Source organism: Vibrio sp. R10-SG3-ISO10, from assembly GCF_059834185.1.
This window is the reverse complement of the sequence record NZ_JCBDHG010000023.1, coordinates 252345-273317: the sequence shown is the minus strand read 5'-3', so window position 1 is coordinate 273317 and position 20973 is coordinate 252345. Positions and strand designations below refer to the sequence as shown.

The 20973-nt window shown below is 47.0% G+C and carries 13 protein-coding genes, 3 tRNA genes and 3 rRNA genes; 13 read left to right on the top strand and 6 right to left on the bottom strand.

The window, feature by feature from the left end; all coding sequences use genetic code 11:
- The 6 genes from AC6R16_RS19605 to AC6R16_RS19580 form a co-directional block, all read left to right on the top strand.
- Window positions 1-1104: ribosomal RNA gene (locus tag AC6R16_RS19605) — 16S ribosomal RNA — on the top strand; the annotation flags it as partial.
- Between the two features lie 66 nt (window positions 1105-1170).
- Window positions 1171-1247: transfer RNA gene (locus AC6R16_RS19600), tRNA-Ile, on the top strand.
- Window positions 1248-1290: 43 nt separating this feature from the next.
- Window positions 1291-1366 (top strand) — tRNA-Ala (locus AC6R16_RS19595).
- A gap of 280 nt (window positions 1367-1646) precedes the next feature.
- Window positions 1647-4536: ribosomal RNA gene (locus tag AC6R16_RS19590) — 23S ribosomal RNA — on the top strand.
- 92 nt (window positions 4537-4628) lie between these two features.
- Window positions 4629-4744, top strand: a 5S ribosomal RNA gene (rrf, locus tag AC6R16_RS19585).
- Window positions 4745-4775: 31 nt separating this feature from the next.
- Window positions 4776-4852 (top strand) — tRNA-Asp (locus AC6R16_RS19580).
- Between the two features lie 433 nt (window positions 4853-5285).
- Here AC6R16_RS19580 and glpX read toward each other — a convergent pair.
- A complete protein-coding gene (glpX, locus tag AC6R16_RS19575; protein WP_500640430.1) occupies window positions 5286-6293 on the bottom strand; it encodes a class II fructose-bisphosphatase in 1008 nt (335 codons plus the stop codon).
- A 313-nt stretch (window positions 6294-6606) separates the two neighbouring features.
- Between glpX and zapB the strand changes: the two genes are divergently transcribed.
- Entirely contained in the window at window positions 6607-6849 is a 243-nt protein-coding gene (gene zapB, locus AC6R16_RS19570) for a cell division protein ZapB (RefSeq protein ID WP_171325587.1), read from the top strand.
- Window positions 6850-6946: 97 nt separating this feature from the next.
- Here zapB and metF read toward each other — a convergent pair whose 3' ends face one another.
- The 3 genes from metF to AC6R16_RS19555 form a co-directional block, all read right to left on the bottom strand.
- The gene (gene metF, locus AC6R16_RS19565) at window positions 6947-7837 is read right to left on the bottom strand and encodes a methylenetetrahydrofolate reductase (RefSeq protein WP_500675484.1); all 891 of its coding nucleotides are present in this window, start codon (window positions 7835-7837) and stop codon (window positions 6947-6949) included.
- A gap of 230 nt (window positions 7838-8067) precedes the next feature.
- Window positions 8068-10482, bottom strand: coding sequence for a bifunctional aspartate kinase/homoserine dehydrogenase II (locus AC6R16_RS19560; RefSeq protein WP_500675483.1), 2415 nt, complete (start codon window positions 10480-10482; stop codon window positions 8068-8070).
- Window positions 10482-11648 (bottom strand): O-succinylhomoserine (thiol)-lyase, encoded by a 1167-nt coding sequence (locus tag AC6R16_RS19555; RefSeq protein ID WP_500675482.1) that lies wholly within the window; start codon window positions 11646-11648, stop codon window positions 10482-10484. The genes AC6R16_RS19560 and AC6R16_RS19555 overlap by 1 nt, the downstream gene beginning before the upstream one ends.
- Before the next feature lie 219 nt (window positions 11649-11867).
- On the opposite strand from AC6R16_RS19555, the gene metJ reads away from it, so the two are divergent.
- Entirely contained in the window at window positions 11868-12185 is a 318-nt protein-coding gene (metJ, locus tag AC6R16_RS19550) for a met regulon transcriptional regulator MetJ (protein ID WP_004743257.1), read from the top strand.
- Between the two features lie 105 nt (window positions 12186-12290).
- On the opposite strand, the gene AC6R16_RS19545 is transcribed toward metJ, so the two are convergent.
- Entirely contained in the window at window positions 12291-13568 is a 1278-nt protein-coding gene (locus AC6R16_RS19545) for a malic enzyme-like NAD(P)-binding protein (RefSeq protein ID WP_004743258.1), read from the bottom strand.
- 256 nt (window positions 13569-13824) lie between these two features.
- Window positions 13825-14043 (bottom strand): 50S ribosomal protein L31, encoded by a 219-nt coding sequence (gene rpmE, locus AC6R16_RS19540; protein ID WP_006963341.1) that lies wholly within the window; start codon window positions 14041-14043, stop codon window positions 13825-13827.
- Window positions 14044-14326: 283 nt separating this feature from the next.
- On the opposite strand from rpmE, the gene priA reads away from it, so the two are divergent.
- The 5 genes from priA (at window position 14327) to hslU (ending at window position 20818) form a co-directional block, all read left to right on the top strand.
- Window positions 14327-16528 carry a primosomal protein N' gene (gene priA / locus AC6R16_RS19535; RefSeq protein WP_500675481.1) on the top strand — a complete coding sequence of 734 codons (2202 nt, stop codon included), beginning with the start codon at window positions 14327-14329 and terminating at the stop codon, window positions 16526-16528.
- Window positions 16529-16884: 356 nt separating this feature from the next.
- Window positions 16885-17892, top strand: a complete 1008-nt coding sequence (gene cytR / locus AC6R16_RS19530; RefSeq protein WP_239852794.1) for a DNA-binding transcriptional regulator CytR — start codon at window positions 16885-16887, stop codon at window positions 17890-17892.
- Window positions 17893-18010: 118 nt separating this feature from the next.
- Window positions 18011-18559: a cell division protein FtsN gene (gene ftsN, locus AC6R16_RS19525; RefSeq protein ID WP_239852797.1), complete on the top strand. Its 549-nt coding sequence runs from the start codon at window positions 18011-18013 to the stop codon at window positions 18557-18559.
- A gap of 330 nt (window positions 18560-18889) precedes the next feature.
- Window positions 18890-19432: an ATP-dependent protease subunit HslV gene (hslV, locus tag AC6R16_RS19520; RefSeq protein ID WP_239827322.1), complete on the top strand. Its 543-nt coding sequence runs from the start codon at window positions 18890-18892 to the stop codon at window positions 19430-19432.
- Window positions 19433-19483: 51 nt separating this feature from the next.
- Entirely contained in the window at window positions 19484-20818 is a 1335-nt protein-coding gene (hslU, locus tag AC6R16_RS19515; protein WP_004743264.1) for an ATP-dependent protease ATPase subunit HslU, read from the top strand.
- Window positions 20819-20973 lie beyond the last annotated feature (155 nt).

Below are 20973 nucleotides of genomic sequence, written 5' to 3'. Positions count from 1 at the left end.
CAGCAGTGAGGAAGGTTCATGCGTTAATAGCGTATGGATTTGACGTTAGCTGCAGAAGAAGCACCGGCTAACTCCGTGCCAGCAGCCGCGGTAATACGGAGGGTGCGAGCGTTAATCGGAATTACTGGGCGTAAAGCGCATGCAGGTGGTTTGTTAAGTCAGATGTGAAAGCCCGGGGCTCAACCTCGGAATTGCATTTGAAACTGGCAGACTAGAGTACTGTAGAGGGGGGTAGAATTTCAGGTGTAGCGGTGAAATGCGTAGAGATCTGAAGGAATACCGGTGGCGAAGGCGGCCCCCTGGACAGATACTGACACTCAGATGCGAAAGCGTGGGGAGCAAACAGGATTAGATACCCTGGTAGTCCACGCCGTAAACGATGTCTACTTGGAGGTTGTGGCCTTGAGCCGTGGCTTTCGGAGCTAACGCGTTAAGTAGACCGCCTGGGGAGTACGGTCGCAAGATTAAAACTCAAATGAATTGACGGGGGCCCGCACAAGCGGTGGAGCATGTGGTTTAATTCGATGCAACGCGAAGAACCTTACCTACTCTTGACATCCAGAGAACTTTCCAGAGATGGATTGGTGCCTTCGGGAACTCTGAGACAGGTGCTGCATGGCTGTCGTCAGCTCGTGTTGTGAAATGTTGGGTTAAGTCCCGCAACGAGCGCAACCCTTATCCTTGTTTGCCAGCGAGTAATGTCGGGAACTCCAGGGAGACTGCCGGTGATAAACCGGAGGAAGGTGGGGACGACGTCAAGTCATCATGGCCCTTACGAGTAGGGCTACACACGTGCTACAATGGCGCATACAGAGGGCGGCCAACTTGCGAAAGTGAGCGAATCCCAAAAAGTGCGTCGTAGTCCGGATCGGAGTCTGCAACTCGACTCCGTGAAGTCGGAATCGCTAGTAATCGTGGATCAGAATGCCACGGTGAATACGTTCCCGGGCCTTGTACACACCGCCCGTCACACCATGGGAGTGGGCTGCAAAAGAAGTGGGTAGTTTAACCTTCGGGAGGACGCTCACCACTTTGTGGTTCATGACTGGGGTGAAGTCGTAACAAGGTAGCCCTAGGGGAACCTGGGGCTGGATCACCTCCTTATACGATGATTATTGCGATGAGTGTTCACACAGATTGATATGTTTATACACGTTAAGAGACGATACTGGGTCTGTAGCTCAGGTGGTTAGAGCGTTCGCCTGATAAGCGAGAGGTCGGTGGTTCAAGTCCACTCAGACCCACCAATCTTCCTCCCAGAAGAATTGGCACACAGTATCAACACCTGATGGGGCTATAGCTCAGCTGGGAGAGCGCCTGCCTTGCACGCAGGAGGTCAGCAGTTCGATCCTGCTTAGCTCCACCATCTTTAAGCGCATTTGCGTAAGTGTTCTTAAAAATGGTTTTCATCAGAAAATCTAGCTCTTTTAACAATTTGGAAAGCTGACGAATAACAACAATCCCCATCTCTTTGAGATGCGTTGTTATTCAATTAAAAGTTCTCAAATCCTAATGACTTATGTTATTAGGTACCAACACACATTCAAGTGTTCTTGGAAATTTGAGTCCGGCAAAATCGTGTCTGCACATGTATAAAAATGCAGACAACTTTGGTTGTTTAAACAGAAGACCCTTTGGGGTTGTATGGTTAAGTGACTAAGCGTACACGGTGGATGCCTTGGCAGTCAGAGGCGATGAAAGACGTAGTAACTTGCGATAAGCCCAGATTAGGTAGTAACAACCATTTGAGTCTGGGATTTCTGAATGGGGAAACCCAATTGCATAAGCAATTACTGTTAACTGAATACATAGGTTAACAGGGCGAACTCGGGGAACTGAAACATCTAAGTACCCGAAGGAAAAGAAATCAACCGAGATTCCGAAAGTAGCGGCGAGCGAAATTGGACTAGCCCTTAAGCTTTTAATGAGACAGGTGAATGAGCTGGAAAGCTCAGCGATACAGGGTGATAGCCCCGTAACCGACATCTCATCATCAGTGAAATCGAGTAGGGCGGGACACGTGATATCCTGTCTGAATATGGGGGGACCATCCTCCAAGGCTAAATACTACTGACTGACCGATAGTGAACCAGTACCGTGAGGGAAAGGCGAAAAGAACCCCTGTGAGGGGAGTGAAATAGAACCTGAAACCGTGTACGTACAAGCAGTAGGAGCACCTTCGTGGTGTGACTGCGTACCTTTTGTATAATGGGTCAGCGACTTATATTCAGTAGCAAGGTTAACCATCTAGGGGAGCCGTAGAGAAATCGAGTCTTAACTGGGCGTCGAGTTGCTGGATATAGACCCGAAACCAGGTGATCTAGCCATGGGCAGGTTGAAGGTTGAGTAACATCAACTGGAGGACCGAACCGACTAATGTTGAAAAATTAGCGGATGACTTGTGGCTAGGGGTGAAAGGCCAATCAAACCTGGAGATAGCTGGTTCTCCCCGAAATCTATTTAGGTAGAGCCTCGGACGAATACTACTGGGGGTAGAGCACTGTTAAGGCTAGGGGGTCATCCCGACTTACCAACCCTTTGCAAACTCCGAATACCAGTAAGTACTATCCGGGAGACACACGGCGGGTGCTAACGTCCGTCGTGGAGAGGGAAACAACCCAGACCGCCAGCTAAGGTCCCAAATTATAGCTAAGTGGGAAACGATGTGGGAAGGCTTAGACAGCTAGGATGTTGGCTTAGAAGCAGCCATCATTTAAAGAAAGCGTAATAGCTCACTAGTCGAGTCGGCCTGCGCGGAAGATGTAACGGGGCTAAGCTATAAACCGAAGCTGCGGCAATGCAATTTATTGTATTGGGTAGGGGAGCGTTCTGTAAGCCGTTGAAGGTGGATTGTAAAGTCTGCTGGAGGTATCAGAAGTGCGAATGCTGACATGAGTAACGATAAAGGGGGTGAAAAACCTCCTCGCCGGAAGACCAAGGGTTCCTGTCCAACGTTAATCGGGGCAGGGTAAGTCGACCCCTAAGGCGAGGCCGAAAGGCGTAGTCGATGGGAAACGGGTTAATATTCCCGTACTTCTTACAATTGCGATGGGGGGACGGAGAAGGCTAGGTGGGCCTGGCGACGGTTGTCCAGGTTCAAGTGCGTAGGCTTGAGAGTTAGGTAAATCCGGCTCTCTTTAAGGCTGAGACACGATGTCGAGCTACTACGGTAGTGAAGTCATTGATGCCATGCTTCCAGGAAAAGCCTCTAAGCTTCAGATTGTAAGGAATCGTACCCCAAACCGACACAGGTGGTCGGGTAGAGAATACCAAGGCGCTTGAGAGAACTCGGGTGAAGGAACTAGGCAAAATGGTACCGTAACTTCGGGAGAAGGTACGCTCTTGACGGTGAAGTCCCTTGCGGATGGAGCTATTGAGAGTCGCAGATACCAGGTGGCTGCAACTGTTTATTAAAAACACAGCACTGTGCAAAATCGTAAGATGACGTATACGGTGTGACGCCTGCCCGGTGCCGGAAGGTTAATTGATGGGGTTAGACGTAAGTCGAAGCTCTTGATCGAAGCCCCGGTAAACGGCGGCCGTAACTATAACGGTCCTAAGGTAGCGAAATTCCTTGTCGGGTAAGTTCCGACCTGCACGAATGGCGTAATGATGGCCACGCTGTCTCCACCCGAGACTCAGTGAAATTGAAATCGCTGTGAAGATGCAGTGTACCCGCGGCTAGACGGAAAGACCCCGTGAACCTTTACTACAGCTTGGCACTGAACATTGACCCTACATGTGTAGGATAGGTGGGAGGCTTTGAAACCGGTACGCCAGTATCGGTGGAGCCGTCCTTGAAATACCACCCTTGTAGTGTTGATGTTCTAACTTAGACCCGTTATCCGGGTTGAGGACAGTGCCTGGTGGGTAGTTTGACTGGGGCGGTCTCCTCCCAAAGAGTAACGGAGGAGCACGAAGGTGGGCTAATCACGGTTGGACATCGTGAGGTTAGTGCAATGGCATAAGCCCGCTTGACTGCGAGAATGACAATTCGAGCAGGTGCGAAAGCAGGTCATAGTGATCCGGTGGTTCTGTATGGAAGGGCCATCGCTCAACGGATAAAAGGTACTCCGGGGATAACAGGCTGATACCGCCCAAGAGTTCATATCGACGGCGGTGTTTGGCACCTCGATGTCGGCTCATCACATCCTGGGGCTGAAGTCGGTCCCAAGGGTATGGCTGTTCGCCATTTAAAGTGGTACGCGAGCTGGGTTTAGAACGTCGTGAGACAGTTCGGTCCCTATCTGCCGTGGGCGTTGGAAGATTGAAGGGGGCTGCTCCTAGTACGAGAGGACCGGAGTGGACGAACCTCTGGTGTTCGGGTTGTGTCGCCAGACGCATTGCCCGGTAGCTAAGTTCGGAATCGATAACCGCTGAAAGCATCTAAGCGGGAAGCGAGCCCTGAGATGAGTCTTCCCTGACCCCTTGAGGGTCCTAAAGGGTTGTTCGAGACTAGAACGTTGATAGGCAGGGTGTGTAAGCGTTGTGAGGCGTTGAGCTAACCTGTACTAATTGCCCGTGAGGCTTAACCATACAACACCCAAAGGGTTTTGATGGACTCAAAGCAAGAACAGATTTGAATGTGTATGAGAACACAATAACAGCTTTCCGAATTAAAGAATTTGCTTGGCGACCATAGCGATTTGGACCCACCTGATTCCATGCCGAACTCAGAAGTGAAACGAATTAGCGCCGATGGTAGTGTGGGGCTTCCCCATGTGAGAGTAGGACATCGCCAGGCTTTAAATTTAGACTTTAGGTCTAACCAGTGCGGAGCGGTAGTTCAGTTGGTTAGAATACCGGCCTGTCACGCCGGGGGTCGCGGGTTCGAGTCCCGTCCGCTCCGCCACTTATTCCAGACCTCAGCAGCAATGCTGGGGTCTTTTTGTATCTGCGGTATTATTTTGCTCTGCGACCAACGAGTCCCGGTTGCCCGCAACCCCGGCCGACAGCCACTTATTTAGAAAGCCTAGTCTTACGACTAGGCTTTCGTCGTTTTAGAAGCCCGTTGCTGACGCAACGGGCTTCTTGCGTTTAAGAGGAATGGAACGGACTGCGTCCTCGGGAACGCTTCGCTTGAGATGCGAGAGGTGAGCGTTGAAATTAAGTTGATAGAGCCGAGGGTTCAGAAGGTGTTGACAGCACTTGTCTCCTAGAAGACACAATCACACAGAATCATGCACACTCTCTCAACCAGTTCTCCGTAGGACGAAGTCCGTTCCCGTATCCCAAACAAAAAAGGCCAGCGACTGCTGACCTTCTATGAATTTGATGTTCACCTATTAAAGAATAATATCTCTTACTTCAGGATCTTTACGCTCTAGGTAGTGAGTCGATTTAATACGACGAATAGTACGGCATCGACCACGGATTAACAGAGTTTCAGTCGTAGCGATATTACCTTGGCGAGAGATACCTTCAAGTAGGTCTCCTTTAGTAATGCCAGTTGCAGAGAATACAACGTTATCACTACGTGCCATGTCTTCCATCTTAAGTACGACATTCGCTTTCACGCCCATTTCTTCGCAGCGTTTAAGCTCTGCAGCGCCATAGATGCGGTTTTCTTCACTATCACCTTTCACTTCATGGCGAGGCAGTAGTTGACCATGCATATCACCGTCTAAGGCGCGAATGACAGCCGCTGAAACAACACCTTCAGGAGCGCCACCGATACAGTACATGACGTCGACTTCGCTATCAGGCATACAGGTTAGAATAGACGCAGCAACATCGCCATCTGGCACAGCAAAGACGCGAACACCCATTGCCTGCATCTCTGCGATAACCTCATCGTGACGAGGCTTTGCTAAGGTAATGACCACAAGTGTATCTAAAGTCTTGTTCAGCGCTTGCGCGATGTTCTCTAGGTTTTCTTTTAGAGGTTTATTGAGATCAATACAGCCCTTTGCACCAGGGCCAACAACTAACTTCTCCATGTACATGTCTGGAGCTTTAAGGAAGCTGCCTTTTTCACCGGCAGCTAGCACTGCTAAAGCGTTAGATTGACCCATTGCAGTCATACGCGTGCCTTCAATAGGATCGACAGCGATGTCTACTTCGTCTCCACCAATACCTACGTTTTCACCAATGTACAGCATTGGCGCATCGTCGATTTCGCCCTCACCGATCACGATCTCTCCACTGATCTCGGTTTTATTAAGTAAGCTGCGCATGACTTCAACAGCAGCGCCATCTGCTGCGTTCTTATCGCCGCGGCCAAGCCACTTGTAACCTGCTAAAGCTGCACCCTCGGTAACTCGAGAAAATGACATTGCTAAATCGCGTTTCATGAAGACTCCAAAGTGTTAGGAAAGAGAGAAAAACAAAAACGGCAGGATCTTATCATATCAGAAAGGAAACGTTTGCCTTTTTGCTCGAGCAGCCATTGAACTGGATCAATCTAACAGGTTAAATTAACAAATAGATGTCGCTCGCTTGAGGGATGTAAGGCCATTGTCAATTTACGCTGTTTTTTTAATCGAATGGCAAAAAAACTACAATATAGGGCGTGTTTATCCGCTCTCGGCTGAGTAGAATGGTTGCAAATGGTTTTGGAACATAGGTGACCAAAACCTTCTCCGAATAATAGATAGGTAGGCTAAGATGTCTTTTGAAGTATTAGAACAACTAGAAGCAAAAATCCAAACTGCAGTAGATACAATTGCTCTTCTACAAATGGAAGTTGAAGAACTGAAAGAAGAGAAAGAAAAGCTAGCAACTGAAGCAAACGAACTACGTAGCAATCGTGAAGAGCTAGAACAAAAAGCTCAGCAAATGCAGCAAGAGCACTCTGCTTGGCAAGAGCGCATCCGTAGCCTACTTGGCAAAATGGATGAAGTAGAGTAATCACTACTCGAATAAAAAAGGCTGAACTCAGGTTCAGCCTTTTTGCTTTCTATGTACAAAAATGACCAAGCAATAATTGGTCATATTTGAATATTGCCTATGGTTTAGGGCGAACGCCTAAAGTGTGGCACAGGGCGTAAGTCATTTCCGCACGGTTTAGAGTGTAGAAATGGAAATCCTTAACCCCTTCACGACTCAATGTACGCACCATATCAATCGCTTGGCTTGCTCCAACTAGCTGCCTTGTCGTTGGGTCATCGTCCAGACCTTCAAACTGCTTAGCCATCCATCCCGGAACTTTAACGTTGTTCTGCGCTGCAAAGCGAGAAGCTTGCTTGAAATTCGAAACAGGTAAAATACCAGGAACAATTTCTACATCTATTCCTGCTGCCACGCAGCGGTCACGGAATCGCAAGTAACTCTCTACGTCAAAGAAGAACTGAGTGATAGCTCGGTTCGCACCTGCATCTACCTTACGTTTTAGGTTAAGTAGGTCAGCTTGAGCACTTTTTGCTTCTGGGTGAACTTCAGGGAAAGCCGCCACTGAGATATCGAAGTCATGACGATCTTTTAATAGTGTGACGAGATCAGAAGCGTACATTTCAGGCTTACCACCACCTGGGGGAATATCACCACGCAGCGCGACAATACTTTGAATACCATTTGCCCAGTAGTCATCGGCGATTTGGATAAGTTCTTCGCGTGAGGCATCTATACAGGTTAAGTGCGGCGCGGCAACTAGACCCGTTTGATCTTTGATCTCTTTGATAATCGAGTGTGTTCTATCTCGCTCACCGGAGTTAGCACCATAGGTAACCGAAACAAATTTTGGTTGTAGAGTCTTAAGGCGGTGCACAGAGTTCCAAAGTGTTTCTTCCATCCTTTCGCTACTAGGTGGAAAAAACTCGAATGACACATTGATATTGTCAGACAGTTCGGCGATATTCTGATTTAAGGCGTCGATATGACTCGCGTGCGTGTATCCCATCTTACTCTCCCTGTGGCCACTCCGTGCCATAAAACTCTAAAATTTCAAATCGACGTTTAGACGTCTATATGTCTACAGAATGTAATGAATACGATTTAATGTCAATAACGTGATTATGAATTTTTTTCAACTTAATCATGAGCTGACTTCAAGTTTGGTTGAATTAAATTGATGCAGGCTTGAAAGAGAATAGAGTAAAAAGGCGCTGAGGAGATCAGCGCCTTTGTGAGTTAGATTAAACTTGAGAGGAGGTTCAAATCAGATTGAATCGCACCTGCGGTGACTTCTTTGCCTGCGCCTGGGCCTCTAATAACAAGCGGGTTATCTTTATACCACTTACTCTCGATAGCGAATATATTGTCACATGGCAGCAAGTTCGCTAAAGCATGCTCTTTGCTTAGAGCTTCAACTCCTACCGTTGCGGTGCCATTTTTCTCTAATCTTGCGACATAGCGAAGCACTTTGTCTTCGCGCTGAGCTTTCTCAAGACGTTCTGCGAGCAGTTCGCTTAATAGTGCACTCCTATCAAGAAATTCATCTAGAGATAGCTCTGCGAGCTCTGTAGGTACCAAACTTTCGACTTTTACCGCTTCTGGCTCCAATGCAAGGCCTGACTCGCGCGCGAGGATGACGAGTTTACGCATAACGTCTGAACCGTCTAAGTCACTGCGCGGGTCGGGTTCAGTTAAACCTTGTTGCCACGCTAGGTCTACCAGCTCGGCGAAAGGAACACTGCCATCGTATTGTTGAAACAGCCACGAGAGAGTACCAGAGAAAATCCCAGACAAAGCGGTAATGTCATCACCACTTTCACGTAGGTCTCGAACCGTGTGGTTAATTGGTAGCCCTGCACCAACGGTTGCGTTGTAAAGCCAGTGACGATTGATCTTAGCGAAAGCGTCTTGAACCTGATGGTAATATTGGCTCGAGGCTGAACCAGCAACTTTATTTGCCGAGATCAGGTGCATGCCTTGTTCTGCAATTTCTATGTAACGCTGGGCCAAGGTTTGACTGGCAGTGACATCCAAAACAACAAGGTCATCATAACCTTGGATGGCACCGAGTTTTTCAATCCAGTCGCTTCCTTCGTGGCTAATCGCCTCGTCATCGAAATGAGATCCGACTTGGCTCGCATCAATTCCTTTCGGGTCGAACCAATAAGTTTGGCTATCGATCACAGCCACTAACTCAAAGTTCATGCCATGACGCTTTTCTAACTCGCCCTTTTGCTCGGTGAACAGTTCTAACCAGCTTGAGCCTATATTGCCTTTACCACATAGGGCAATGGCGACACGTTTTTGGGCTTGGAACAATTGGCTATGAATAGCTTTAACTAAAGGCTTAGTATCGGTTGTGCGTAAAACGGCAACTAAGCTAAGCCCTGACAATGACTCGGAAATAAATTCGACAGGTGAAGACTTGAGTTGTTGGTAGAAACCATAGCAGTGGTTGGCATTCTTGGTTACGCCAGCTCCTACCGCCGCTACCATCGAATAACCTTCTTTAAGCTTAATCTCCGCTTCAATTGCAGCGTCTTGGAGATACTCTAAAGCGCCACCCACTATTTCACTTGTATAAGCGAGACGTAAGCAATGTTGGTCGGCTTGAGCCTCATAAGTCAGTGGTTCAAGCTGTGCTCGCTTGAGGCTTGCAAGTACCTCATTTTCGACTCGCTGGAAATCATGACCAGAGGTGAAATTGAGTTGAATTAATAGCACTTCATCTAGGGATGAGATGATTTTTGCACCGCGACCAGAGGCAAGCACACGTTCAATACGTGTAGAACCAGATTCTGGCTGGTAGCTGCAACGAAGGTGTAAATCCATCGCACTTTGAGCAACGGGCTGTAATGTACGGCTATGCAGTACAGGGGCAGCAAGTCTTGCGAGTTCACTGGCTTCATCTAAGCGCAATAACGGCAGAAGACAGGCATCTGATACTAACCTTGGGTCTGCACTGTATACACCTGCGACGTCACTCCAGATGGTTACGCGTTTCGCTTCTGCCAGCGCGCCGATAACGGTTGCCGAATAGTCAGAGCCATTACGCCCTAGTAACACCGTATGTCCTTGGCTATCTTGAGCCATAAAGCCAGTGATCACCACTCTATGGTGAGCGTGTTGCACTAATACTTCTTTAGTCAGTGGGTAAGAAGCACCAAAGTCGACTTCAGGCTGAGTGCCAGCTTCAGCACGTAAAAAAGCGCGCGCATCCTGAGCTACGGCAGGCAATGAATGTTGATTGAGCAGCGCTGCCAAAAGACGTGAAGACCATACTTCACCATGGCCTAAAACAGCCGCTTTCTCAGCCTCGTTGAGCGGATAAGTCAACTCGCCTAAGGTGCTGAACTCATCATTTAAAGTGGCGAGTAGCTGCGGTTTTGTTTCTCCTTCAATAAGCGTTTCAATTAGCTCGGATTGAAACTGGCGTAGTGCTTGAAGTTCTTCATGAGCAATACGGCCATCTTTATTGAGGGCTTCGAGAAATGCAATCAGACGATTGGTCGTTTTACCTGCAGCTGAAACAACGATCAGATCTTCTGGTTGTGAGTATTCTTTTAAGATACCGACGACACGGCGGTAGCACTCAGGATCTGCAAGGCTGCTACCACCAAACTTATGGAGTTGACGTTGAGTAGTAGACATTAGAAGGCTTCCTTAGCTTTTGCGAAAGCTTGTTCTAGGTCAGCAATTAAATCTTCTGCATCTTCAAGCCCAACCGACAGGCGCAGCAGTTGTTGGGAAACACCAGCCTCTGCAAGTGCTTCCTCTCCCATTGCCCTATGTGTCATTGAAGCAGGGTGACAGATTAGGCTCTCTACACCGCCGAGAGATTCAGCAAGTGAGAAAAGCTCTAGTTCACCAACAAAGAATTTAAGTTGTTCAAAGCTCCCCGCGAATTCGAAGCTGAGCATAGAACCAAAGCCAGTTTGCTGCTTTTTAGCAATCTCATGGCCTGGATGCTCAGGCAGGCTAGGGTGATAGATATTACCGACTAAGTCTTGGGTCTGTAAGAAGCCTAAAATTTGTCGAGAGCTTTCTTCATGTACTTTCATTCGCGCACCCAGAGTTCGGATACCACGCAACGTCATGTAGCTATCAAATGGTGTGCCTGTCGCACCAATACAGTTACCCCACCAAGCGAGTTCTTCAGCATGTTCTTCTGTTTTGGTGATGACAACACCGCCAATAACATCAGAGTGACCATTGATATACTTAGTAGTTGAGTGAATAACAAAGTCGGCGCCAAGGTCTAAAGGTTTTTGGAACACAGGTGTCAAAAAGGTATTGTCGACAGCTACTAGAGCGCCAACTTGTTTGGCTTTGTCACATACGTCTGCGATGTCGACGACACGAACCAGCGGGTTCGATGGTGTTTCCAATAGGATCAGTTTGGGCTTTTTAGCTAGGGCCTCAGCAAAGGCTTGCTCATTGGATTGATCAACAAATAGAACCTTGAAGTCACCTTTATTTGCACGGGTATTGAATAGACGGTAAGTACCACCGTAGCAGTCGTGCGGTGCAATGATGAGGTCATCTGGGCCAAGGAAAGCGGATACCCATAGATTAAGTGCTGAAGTACCACAGTTGGTCACGACCGCGCCTTTACCTGACTCAAGTTCAAACAGAGCAGTTTCGAGTAGTCCGCGGTTTGGGTTGCCTGAGCGGGTGTAATCGTACTTTGGTACATCACCAAAGGCAGGGAAGCCATAATTCGTCGAGAGGTAAATAGGTGGAACAACTGCGTGATGTTGAGTGTCAGACTCGATACCAGTACGTACCGCGATTGTGGCTGGTTTGCGGGTGCTCATAAGTGTTTCCTTTCGAACTTTAGTGACTTCTATTTGGGAATACGCTATACCTTTATCTTGTTAGATATATGTTATTCCAATCCCATACCTTTCCACTTTACTTATCATTTTTGTGGACGTCAACACTTCTAGACGTCTATATGTCTTTGCTTGTGGCTATAAATACCGCTAAAATTAGGGATTCTATTTTCAACCATAAAAAATAACGAAAGGTGCGCAATGGCAGATTGGAATGGCGAATACATTAGCCCATATGCTGAGCATGGAAAGAAAAGCGAACAAGTAAAGAAGATTACAGTTTCTATTCCATTGAAAGTATTAAAGGTTTTGACTGATGAGCGTACCCGCCGCCAGATTAATAACCTGCGCCACGCAACAAACAGCGAGCTATTGTGTGAAGCTTTTTTGCATGCATATACCGGGCAGCCACTGCCGACCGATGAAGATTTACGTAAAGACCGCCCAGACGATCTTCCTGCTGAAGTGAAAAAACTGATGACAGAGATGGGAATTGAGTTCGAATCTTTCGACGAATAATAAAAATAGTCGCACCTAATTTTCGCACGCTGACGAAACTGAAATTAAAAAAAACCGCTGTCTTAACAGCGGTTTTTTCGTTCTTGAAGAGATTACTCAGCCAATTTACTCGGCCATGTAGTTTTCTGGCATTTCAATGCGAGCAACACCTGAGTCAACAGCGGCCTGAGCAACGGCTTTAGCAACACGAGGTAGTAGACGCGAATCCATTGGTTTTGGAATGATATAGCCAGGACCAAACGACAGAGCATCAACGCCAGCAGCTGCTAGGACTTCGGCTGGTACTTCTTCTTTCGCTAGCTGACGAATAGCGTCTACCGCTGCCAATTTCATTTCATCGTTGATTTCACTTGCGCGCACGTCTAATGCACCGCGGAAGATGAATGGGAAACACAGCACGTTATTCACTTGGTTAGGGTAATCACTACGTCCAGTACCCATGATCAGGTCGCTACGTACGTCGTGAGCAAGTTCAGGTTTGATCTCTGGATCTGGGTTAGAACAAGCAAAGACTACAGGTTTGTCTGCCATTAACTGAAGAGCTTCTGGAGAGAGTAGGTTAGGGCCGGATACACCAAGGAACAGGTCAGCACCTTCGATAACGTCTTCTAACGTGCGCTTATCGGTGTTGTTGGCGAATAGCTGTTTGTATTCGTTAAGATCGTCACGACGAGTGTGGATAACACCTTTACGGTCAAGCATGTAGATTTTTTCACGCATCGCGCCACACTTAATCAGTAGCTCCATACATGCTACTGCTGCTGCACCTGCACCGAGACACACAATCGTTGCGTCTTCTAACTTCTTCCCTTGAAGTTCAATGGCATTAAGCATACCTGCCGCGGTAACAATCGCCGTACCGTGCTGGTCATCGTGGAAAACAGGTACATCACAACGCTCAATCAACTGCTTTTCGATTTCGAAACAGTCTGGTGCTTTGATGTCTTCTAGGTTAATACCACCAAAAGTATCGGCAATGTTAGCAACGGTATCGACAAATTCTTCGATAGTACGGTGCTTTACTTCGATGTCGATTGAATCTAAACCCGCGAAGCGTTTGAAAAGTAGAGACTTACCTTCCATTACAGGTTTAGAAGCCAGAGGACCTAAATTACCAAGACCAAGAATCGCCGTACCGTTTGAGATAACAGCAACCATGTTGCCTTTTGACGTGTACTTGTAGACGTTGTCAGCATTTTGTGCGATTTCACGTACTGGTTCCGCAACACCTGGGCTATAGGCAAGAGCGAGGTCTTTTGCCGTTTCTGCTGGTGTGGTCAGTGCTACCGCAATTTTTCCTGGAGTTGGATAAGCATGATAATCCAATGCTTGCTGACGAAATTGTTCTTCTGGGGATACTTCTTGGCGATTGTCGTCTGACATAGGTGTAGGTACTCATTAATAATTATATGGAAAGGGGAAATCCATTCTAGAGTAACTAAGTCAAGCTGCCTAGGTCAGAATGCGAGCCAAAGCAATAAAAAGTAGTAAATGACTGGAGATAAGACCAGATGAACAGAGATATGGCTAGCGAATATCTAAATTAATAACAGATTACTCTGCAAAATAGATACTGCTTGAGTGACAGGTAACAAAAAAGGACGCCAGAGCGTCCTTTTTAGATTCGGCTAAGAAGAAATTACTTCTTGCTTGATAGAGCACCGAAACGCTTGTTGAAGCGATCAACACGGCCGCCTGTATCAACGATACGTTGCTTACCAGTGTAGAATGGGTGACATTTGTCACATACGTCTAGGTGGATAGACTCTTTAGTTAGAGTTGAGTTGAACTCAAAAGAGTTACCGCAAGAACAAGTCGCTTTTACTGCTTTGTATTCTGGGTGGATACCAGCTTTCATGGGAGAACCTCTAAATATAGGCCGTGTCGCTATCCGATTCTAAGCCGGACACCACACGTAGTTAATAAAAAACCTTTTCGGATACCGCTGCTGTAAAGCTAGCCATATCACTAAGGCGCGATATAGTAATGAATACCTGACTTAGGATCAACCAGTTTAGACCCGAAATCGCTACTTTTTTAGCCTAAGTTATTCTTCAGGCTTGAATCGCGCTCTCTTTCCACTGCTAGGCTTTTCCCTTAGACTAACTCACGTAACCTTTCATTTAGCTGTATAGCCTATTATGCGACCAACAATTGCGCGCGTGGCATTGCCTGTGCCTCTCGATAAACAGTTTGATTATCAGATTCCTAACCACCTATTTCCTATCATTGGTGGGCGTGTCTCTGTCCCTTTTGGTCGTCAAACTCTGGTTGGCATTGTCACTGCGCTGGTGAATGAGTCAGAGTTCAGCCTAGATAAGCTTAAGCCGATCAAGCTCGTGTTGGATAGCCAGCCTGTGTGGCCAGAAAAGCTCTACTCCTTGCTATTTTGGTGCAGTCAGTTTTATCAGTATCCGCTTGGTGACACTTTGTTTAATGCCATGCCGAGTGCGCTGAGAAAAGGTAAAGACGCTGATTTCGCGACGCTGGTGGAATGGCAGCTCACCGCGAGTGGTCGTGACCAGCTGATGGCGGGTTTCGGCCGCGCGGTTAAACAAGCCAAAGTGATGCATATGCTGGAGTCAGGCTCGATTCCGCATCAACGTTTTGTCGATGAAGAGATCAGTTCATCTGTGCTAAAGACCTTGGCAGAAAAAGGCTGGATTGAATCGATAGAAAAAAGACCAGTGATTCGTGAGTGGAAACACGACGTTGAAGCTGATGTCGATAAGCCAAAGCTAAACTCTGAGCAGGCGGTGGCGATTGCGACGGTTAATAGTAATGCAGGATTCGCTTGTTACCTGCTAGAAGGGGTAACGGGCTCTGGCAAAACGGAAGTGTACCTCAACCTGATTAAACCTGTGCTTGAGCAAGGCAGACAAGCGTTAGTTCTTGTGCCTGAGATAGGGCTAACGCCGCAAACAATTAACCGGTTTAGAAAACGTTTTAATGTTCCGGTTGAGGTAGTGCACTCGGGTTTAAATGATACAGAGCGACTTAATGCTTGGCTTAGTGCGCGTGATAACGCCGCTGGCATTGTGATTGGTACTCGCTCTGCACTGCTCACGCCTTTTGCCAATCTTGGCATTATCATTGTTGATGAAGAGCATGATGCTTCGTACAAGCAGCAGGATAGTCTGCGCTACCATGCGCGTGATGTGGCGGTGATGCGTGCTAACAAAGAGCAGATCCCAATTGTGCTTGGCTCAGCCACGCCAGCTTTAGAAACTCTACATAACGCCTTAAGTGGCAAGTACCACCATCTAGTGCTTTCTTCTCGTGCGGGAGCGGCGACGCCAACAACCAACAAAGTGCTAGATGTTAAAGGGCTATACCTAGAGAGTGGTCTTTCTGCGCCGCTCATCGCCGAAATGCGCCGCCATTTAAAGGCAGGCAACCAAGTGATGCTGTTTTTAAACCGACGTGGCTTTTCTCCGGCATTGATGTGTCATGAATGCGGCTGGATTGCGGAATGTAAGCGTTGTGATGCTTATTATACCTATCACCAGAACAGCAATGAAATTCGCTGCCATCATTGTGGCTCCCAACAACCGATTATCCATCAATGTCAGGGTTGTGGTTCAACGCACTTGGTAACAGTAGGTGTTGGAACCGAGCAGTTAGAAAAACAGCTTGCTGAGCTTTTTCCAGAGTTTAAAACCATCCGTATTGATCGAGACAGCACGCGTCGAAAAGGCAGCCTAGAGACTGCGTTAGGGGCGATTCGTAATGGTGAGTATCAAATTTTGATTGGTACGCAAATGTTGGCCAAAGGTCATCACTTCCCAGACGTTACTCTAGTGGCACTATTAGATGTGGATGGCTCTCTTTATAGCAGTGATTTCCGTGCGTCCGAGCGTCTAGCACAACTATTTATACAGGTAGCGGGACGAGCAGGACGTGCAAGCAAGCCGGGTGAGGTGGTGCTGCAAACCCACCACCCAGAACATAGCCTACTGCAAGCGTTATTAACTAAGAGTTATCGCCACTTTGCTGAAACAGCGCTTCAAGAGAGAAAGCTAGCGCAGTTACCACCGTATTCGTTTCTGACTCTGTTTAAGGCTGAAGCGAATCATTCTCAGCCAGTCGAGGAGTTTTTACGCCAGGTCCGTCATACGCTAGAGGCGCATCCTTTGTTTGATGATCATTGCCAAGTTCTTGGACCGACGCCAGCACCGCTAGCAAAACGCGCTGGTAAGTATCGTTGGCAGCTTCTACTGCAAACACAAAGTCGCCCCGTAATGCAAAAGCTACTTGCAAGCGCTAAGCCTGCAATCCAAATGTTGCCGAATGCGAAGAAAGTGCGTTGGAGTTTAGACATTGAGCCTCAGGATCTGAGTTAACGGTGTGAAAACCTACCCTAGTTTTTGATACTTCGTGCCATTGGAGGCTATTGAGTTTCTTCATATTCACACCTTTTTCATTTATTTGTGATTCAGATCGCCTATTGACTGCCGATTTTGTTAAATCTCCCGTAACTTTGTGTTTTGAAATGAATAAACTAGGTCTTGTGCAATATGTTGCTCTCAGGTCATTGTGTGTGAGTTAAACGTTTGCTCAGTGCAAATAAATGAGAAGATAGGTATTTTAGCCTACAAGTCGACATCAATTTGGCCGTTCAACCGATGAGATGCATTTCAACTAGAGGCTTAGGTGGCGCTTGAGCTGCCAATTTGGAAATGAAGAGGGTTAATTATATATGGCGACAATGAAGGATGTTGCCCAGCTTGCGGGAGTTTCAACAGCGACAGTGTCTAGAGCGCTAATGAATCCAGAAAAGGTATCGTCAGCGACAAGGAAAAGAGTCGAAGATGCTGTTTTAGAAGCTGGTTATTCACCAAACTCGTTAGCGCGTAACTTGCGTCGTAACGAATCAAAAACAATCATCGCAATCATTCCTGATATTTGTGATCCCTACTACACCGAGATCATTCGCGGAATTGAAGATGCGGCAATGGAGCACGGATACATCGTTTTACTTGGTGATAGTGGGCAACAGAAGAAGCGTGAAAGCTCATTTGTAAACCTAGTATTTACTAAGCAAGCGGATGGTATGTTGCTGCTTGGTACAGATCTTCCATTTGACGTTAGTAAACCTGAACAAAAGAACTTACCGCCTATGGTAATGGCTTGTGAGTTTGCACCAGAGTTAGAACTACCCACAGTACATATCGACAACTTGACCTCTGCCTTTGAAGCGGTGAACTACTTAACGCAAATGGGCCACAAGCGAATTGCACAAATCTCTGGCCCTGAAACAGCGGTTCTATGTCAATTCCGTCATCAAGGTTATCAACAAGCGCTGCGACGCGCTGGGATCACCATGAACCCGAATTACTGTACTACCGGTGATTTCACCTTTGAGGCTGGAGCAAAAGCGATCCGTCAACTATTGTCATTGCCAGATGCTCCAACGGCAGTGTTCTGTCATAACGATGCGATGGCCATTGGTGCGATCCAAGAGGCGAAGAAGCTAGGCTTACGTGTTCCTCAAGACCTTTCTATTGTAGGGTTTGATGATATTCACTTTGCTCAATACTGCGATCCGCCGTTAACGACCATTTCTCAGCCTCGTTATGAGATCGGTCGTCAAGCAATGCTTATGATGCTTGAACTGCTACGTGGGCATGATGTTCGCGCTGGTTCGAGGTTGCTTGAAACCAAACTCGTGGTACGTGAAAGCGCTGCGCCACCAAGAGTGCTCTAGAGTCTAACCTTTGTAAGCGGCGCATTTTTGATGCGCCGCTTCCATTTCTACTCTGTCATAACTGAGCAATCTGATTTAACATATCGGCAGTGGTAATTGATGGTATTGATGTTTACTAGTGGCGAATCGAGATTACGTAAAAAGAGGCCGTGGCGGAAGTAGCCGTAAGCCTGCAAAGAAAAAGTCTGCCCCGCGACGCAAACCATGGCGAAGTGGTTTACTTGCCATTTTATTGGCGAGTGTATTTGGCTATGGATTGTATGTTCTAAGTAACGATCCAGAGCCGCCTGCTCCTGTTGCAGAGCCAGTAAAATCTAAGCCTAAACCAAAGCCACAAGCGAAGCTGCCACCTCCTCCAGAAGAGAAGTGGGATTACGTCGATACCTTGCCAAGCCGTGAAGTTGAGGTAAAAGCGAAAGAACAGGTCGTTTCGGAAATCCCATACATTATGCAGTGTGGCGCTTACAAAACCGCTCAGCAAGCAGAGACACGTAAACTGGATATCGCATTCCAAGGTATCAACAGCAAAATTCGTAAGAAGGAAGGCAGCAGTTGGTACCGTGTCGTTCTAGGTCCATACAAGTTTAAGCGTGATGCTGAACGCGATAAGCATAAACTTCAGCGCGCCAAAATCGAGCCTTGTGCAATCTGGAAAGAAGCGCAATAAAGATATTTTAAAGCGAACCCTGATGGGTTCGTTTTTTTGTGTGGATAGCTGGAACGGGCTGCGCCCTACAGAAAACTCGATCGGGCTTCGCCCTTCTAGATAGTTAGGTTGACTCCTTATTGAAGTGCGGTTCAACGTTAGTTGCCCAGTTATCCAAAATAAAAAGGATTGAAGCAATACGCCAGTCCTTCAAGATTCTCTAGCTCTCTAGCTCTCTAGCTCTCTAGCTCTCTAGCTCTCTAGCTCTCTAGCACTACCCCTTGAATTCCTCTCGCTATAACCTCATATAATCCTTAACACTGAGATTAAAACAACTATGAGGCCCTACTCGTGACTACCATTGTATCTGTACGTCGTAACAACAAAGTCGTCATCGCTGGTGATGGACAAGTATCTCTGGGTAACACAGTAATGAAGGGTAATGCTCGTAAAGTGCGTCGCCTGTATAACAATAAGGTGCTCGCTGGCTTTGCTGGTGGTACGGCAGATGCCTTCACGCTGTTTGAAAAGTTTGAAAGTAAACTGCAAATGCACCAAGGTCACCTGACTAAGGCGGCAGTAGAGTTAGCTAAAGACTGGCGTAGTGACCGTGCTTTACGTAAGTTAGAAGCACTGTTGGCAGTCGCTGATGAAACTGCATCATTGATCATTACTGGTAACGGTGATGTGGTACAGCCTGAAAACGATCTGATTGCCATTGGATCTGGCGGTAACTTTGCCCAAGCTGCTGCTACTGCACTATTAGAAAATACCGAATTAGATGCACGTGAAGTTGCAGAAAAATCACTCAAAATCGCGGGTGATATCTGTGTGTTCACCAACCATCACCACACTATCGAAGAACTAGAAATCCCAGCCGCTCAAGCTGAGTAAAACGGCTGAACAAGCAAAGATAGTGGCTATAAGAATTTAAGGAAACTGACTATGTCTGAAATGACTCCCCGCGAAATTGTTCATGAGCTTAACCGCCATATTATCGGCCAAGAGAACGCAAAGCGCTCAGTGGCGATTGCGCTGCGTAACCGTTGGCGCCGTATGCAGCTTGAAGAGAGCTTGCGTGTTGAAGTGACACCAAAAAACATTCTAATGATTGGTCCTACTGGTGTCGGTAAAACTGAAATTGCTCGCCGCCTAGCGAAACTGGCGAATGCACCGTTTATCAAGGTTGAAGCGACTAAGTTTACTGAGGTCGGTTATGTTGGTAAGGAAGTGGAAACGATAATCCGTGACCTTACTGATGTTGCAATTAAGATGACTCATCAACAAGCGATGGAAAAAGTAAAGTTCCGCGCTGAAGAGCAAGCTGAAGAACGTATTCTTGATGCTCTGCTACCGCCTGCTCGCGATGCTTGGGGGCAAAACGAGCAGCAAGATGATAGCGCTTCTAATACACGTCAAATCTTCCGCAAGAAGCTTCGTGAAGGCAAGTTAGACGACAAAGAGATCGAAATCGATGTTGCGGCTCCGCAAATGGGTGTCGAGATCATGGCTCCTCCGGGCATGGAAGAGATGACTAACCAACTTCAAGGTATGTTCCAAAACCTAGCGGGAGATACTAAGAAGAAGCGTAAACTGAAGATCAAAGATGCCTTCAAAGCATTGACCGAAGAAGAAGCAGCTAAGCTTGTGAACCAAGAAGAGCTGAAAGAGCAGGCGATCTTTAACGTTGAGAATAACGGTATCGTGTTTATCGATGAGATCGATAAGATTTGTAAGCGTGGCGAAAGTTCTGGCCCTGATGTCTCTCGTGAAGGTGTGCAACGTGACCTACTACCACTGATTGAAGGTAGCACAGTTTCAACTAAGCACGGCATGGTGAAAACAGACCACATTCTATTTGTTGCGTCAGGGGCATTCCAAGTGGCTAAGCCATCGGATCTTATCCCTGAACTTCAAGGTCGCCTACCGATTCGTGTCGAACTAGAAGCACTTTCAAGTCATGATTTCAAACGTATCCTGACTGAGCCTAAAGCATCACTGACAGAGCAATACGTTGCGCTAATGAAGACAGAAGATGTCGATGTTGAGTTTACTGAAGATGGTATCACTCAAATCGCAGAAGCGGCTTGGACAGTGAATGAGACAACAGAAAACATTGGTGCTCGCCGCTTACACACAGTAATGGAGCGCCTGATGGATGAGATTTCATTCGAAGCCACAGACAAGTCTGGTTCTAAGTTAACCATTGATGCTGCATACGTGAAAGGCAAACTAGGCGATACTATTGAAGATGAAGACCTAAGCCGCTTTATTCTTTAGATCACCAATAGCTTGTTTAGCCCGCTCAATACGAGCGGGCTTTTTTATATCTAACTCTATGTTTGAATGAGTATTCTCTCTTGTCGCTGTTCGAGGTTTGAGCGTATAAGCTGCTGCATCTACCACGGAGTTGTATATAAAAGCATCGACTTGAG